General features: G+C 67.7%; 3 protein-coding genes and 1 pseudogene. All 4 read right to left on the reverse strand.

Annotation, left to right across the window (positions count from 1 at the left end; genetic code table 11):
• Positions 1–155: 155 nt before the first annotated feature.
• Positions 156–1,028: a bifunctional DNA primase/polymerase gene (locus tag VFG33_RS20350; RefSeq protein WP_325054497.1), complete on the reverse strand. Its 873-nt coding sequence runs from the start codon at positions 1,026–1,028 to the stop codon at positions 156–158.
• A gap of 24 nt (positions 1,029–1,052) precedes the next feature.
• Positions 1,053–1,478, reverse strand: a complete 426-nt coding sequence (locus VFG33_RS20355) for an RRQRL motif-containing zinc-binding protein (RefSeq protein WP_325054498.1) — start codon at positions 1,476–1,478, stop codon at positions 1,053–1,055.
• On the reverse strand, positions 1,475–1,834 hold the full coding sequence (locus tag VFG33_RS20360) for a hypothetical protein (protein ID WP_325054499.1): 360 nt from the start codon (positions 1,832–1,834) through the stop codon (positions 1,475–1,477). The genes VFG33_RS20355 and VFG33_RS20360 overlap by 4 nt, the downstream gene beginning before the upstream one ends.
• A gap of 173 nt (positions 1,835–2,007) precedes the next feature.
• Positions 2,008–2,990: pseudogene (locus VFG33_RS20365) on the reverse strand (cell division protein FtsK); the annotation flags it as partial.

Genomic DNA, 2,990 nt, shown 5'->3' on the forward strand with positions numbered 1-2,990 from the left:
CCAAGAGGGCACGGCGTGTGTGGCGGCAGTCCACAGCACGACCGCGACGAGCGCTGACGTGCTGGGCAGGATCACGTACCGGGTGATGGTCGCGGCCACGTCGTCTAGCAGCTCGGCGCCGTCGACGGCGTCGGCCTGGTCGAGGTTGTCGTCGGTCATGCGGCAATCCCTTCGTCGCGGAAACCGCCAGCGATGGCGGCTCTGATCTCGCGTTCGGTCTGACCCGCTTCGCGCCCTGCCCCGGTCAAGGCAGCGACGGCGGCGGTGTGCTCGATTGCTCCGGCCGCGACCATCCGGGCAATGCCTCGCGCGGCGCCGTAGAGGGTCGTTCGGCGGTGACCTTCAGCGGCGCGGCGTACCGCGTCCAGGTGGGCGCTGAGGAGCTTGTCCGGGTGGGAGATGCCCCCGCCCGGTTGTGTCGCGATGGGCCGGTTCTGCGGGGTGGGCGAATCGGCCGGCATAGGGGGCAGGCAGGCGGCCACAAGCGCGGGGGGCATCTCCTCCACCCCGTCCACGCCGTACCGCCACTGGTACGGGCGGCCGGTGCGGTGATGGATCGATGGCGGCAGGACGACGTAGCCGCCGTCTGCCTTGATGTCGATGCCCTTCATGCGCGGCATGGGTCGGGATGGCATGTGCTGTCCGGGGTGGCGGTAGTACAGGTGGGTTCCCCACGAACCGGTCTGGACTGAGAGGGTGCGGGGCAGGAGCGAGCGGGCGATGAGGTCGGCGAAGCTGGCGTTGCCGCCGTGCTGCGGATCGATGTCGACGACCAGGAGGCCGGACACGGCGCCGGTTCGGACGGCGAGTTGTCCTGTCGGGATGGCGTAGACCAGTGCCGCGACGCGGTTGGGGTCAGTGGTCGCGGCGTAGAAGCCGTGGCAGGTCAGGTGCCTGCAGGTAGCTGGGTCGTGGGGGTTGTCTCGGCAGGTGTTGCAGTTGGCTACGGGCCGCTTGGAATAGCCGAGCATGAACACCGGCCAGCCACGTTCGGCAGCCTCTAGCGCAGCGGTCAGGATCTCGTTCATCGGTGGATCTCCCCTCGAGGGATTTCAGGCAGCGGTGGAGTAGCTAGAGGCGGTCATGCACAGGTCGCAGCGGCCGTCAGAGGTCGGGATGCAGTAGTCACAGACCCGGCCGCATTGACCGCAGCGGCGGCGGGCTTCCATGGCTTTGTCGAGCGCGTTCAACTGCGCGGGTGACGGCAGTCGGGAAGGTCGGGCGAGGTCGAGCCGGTAGAGCCATGCCCAGCGCTGTCCGTTGCGCCACACGAGCAGTGCGTAGGGCTCGTGGCCGCCCGGGCACATCCGCATCGCGCGGAGTTGTCGGCGGGTGGCGAGTCCTGCGGGCGCCCACTTGAACTTGAACACCGGGGTCCCGTGGAGGTCCCAGCCGAGCGCCTGCTTGCCGTTCCACAAGGTGATGAATCGCGATGCGGCCGGGTGCAGGCTGGCCTTATCCATCAGGCGCCCGGTCACTTCTTGTCTCCCTTGCTGACCGAGTTGGTTCCGGCGCCCCTCGTGGCGCGGATGTGGTTGATGGCGTGCCGTCCGACCCTGACCCGCAGCCCGGAGCCGTCGCACCGACCGCAGTAGCGGTAGGCCTTGCCGAACGGGGACTTGAACTTGCCCGCGCCCTTGCAGCGGCGGCACTTCCCGAACGGCCAGATCAGGCAGGTGAGGAGGTAGAAGGCGATGACGGCGGTCACGATGAGTGCCACCGTCGCGGCCTGTGTGACGGTGTGGACGGTCGCGGCGAGGTCGATTGAGGCGCTACCCGTGGCGCTACCGTGGGTAGCGGCGGTGAGGGTAGAGGTAGCGGGAGTGCTGGACATGGGAAGCCTCCAGAGGGCTGTTTTTGGGCGTGAGGAGCCTGAGCCGCGACCCGCTACCTGCGGATATACGGCCTGGTCAGTGCTGGGTTGTCGGGTAGCGGGGCGGGTAGCGTTGCCGCTACCGGTAGCGGCAGGCGCGCTACCTACAGCGCCCACCACCCCGGTCAGATTGGTTACGCTCCGTTGATGTTGTTGCGGCGGTCGATCGCGGCGCGGATGTCGTCGGCGCGGGCACCCTTGCGGTTCACGCCGTCGCGTTTCACGTCCCGGCTGGGCACCTTGAGCGCCCGGGCCTGAGCCGAGATCGCATCCGGCGTCGTGCCGTCGTACTGCTCGGGCATCTGCTCAGCCAGCCGTCCCGCGATCGCCTCCCAATGCGCTGCCGTGTCGGCACCGAGCACTGTCAGGATGTCGGCCAGGACGTCGCGGCTGTTGCGCTCGATCTGCTCGCCTGCCGCTTCGCCGGTGAGCAGGTTCATTGCCTCGCGCATCTTTCGGGCGGCGGTCAGGATCTTGTCCGCGTCCTTGGCCGATGCCAGGAACGTCCGCACGGTCGGCGGGTGATCTTCTGCGCCGTACAGGTAGCCGACGCCCCGGAACTTGTCGCCTAGCGGGAGTGTGGAGGCGTCGAAGCCTTCGGCGTAGGCGTCGCCACCGAGCACGGCCATGGACACGTCACGGTTACCGCAGCGCAGCGCGAACCGCAGCGTGTGGTTGTCACGGAACCGGTTGAACAACCGGCCGACATCGCCCGCGCCGACCCCGGAAGGCTTCTGAGAGCAGGAGATCAGCCACACACCAGCCGATGGGCCGACCGCTTGGATCAGGGAGAGTTTGCGGGCAATCTCCTTGTTGACCTCCTGGTCCTCGGTCTCGAAGTACTTCTGGAACTCCTCCATCACCAGCACCCACACCCGCAGCTCCGGGTAACGCGGGTCCTTCGCGAGTTCCTCGGTGAGCTTGCCGTCCTCGCACACATCCACCGGCAGCGTGGTCAGGATGCTGTTGACCTTGTCGATGTGGGCGATGATCTCGTCTAGCGCGGCCAGCAAGTGCCCGATCGGGTCCGGGTCGTTGACGTTCGGGACCTCACCGAACACGATCCGGTGCGCGATCTTGCGGAACCCCAGCCAGTCCGGAGAGTTCTTGCCGTCGA

This window comes from Kribbella sp. (assembly GCF_035687465.1).
GTDB lineage: Bacteria > Actinomycetota > Actinomycetes > Propionibacteriales > Kribbellaceae > Kribbella.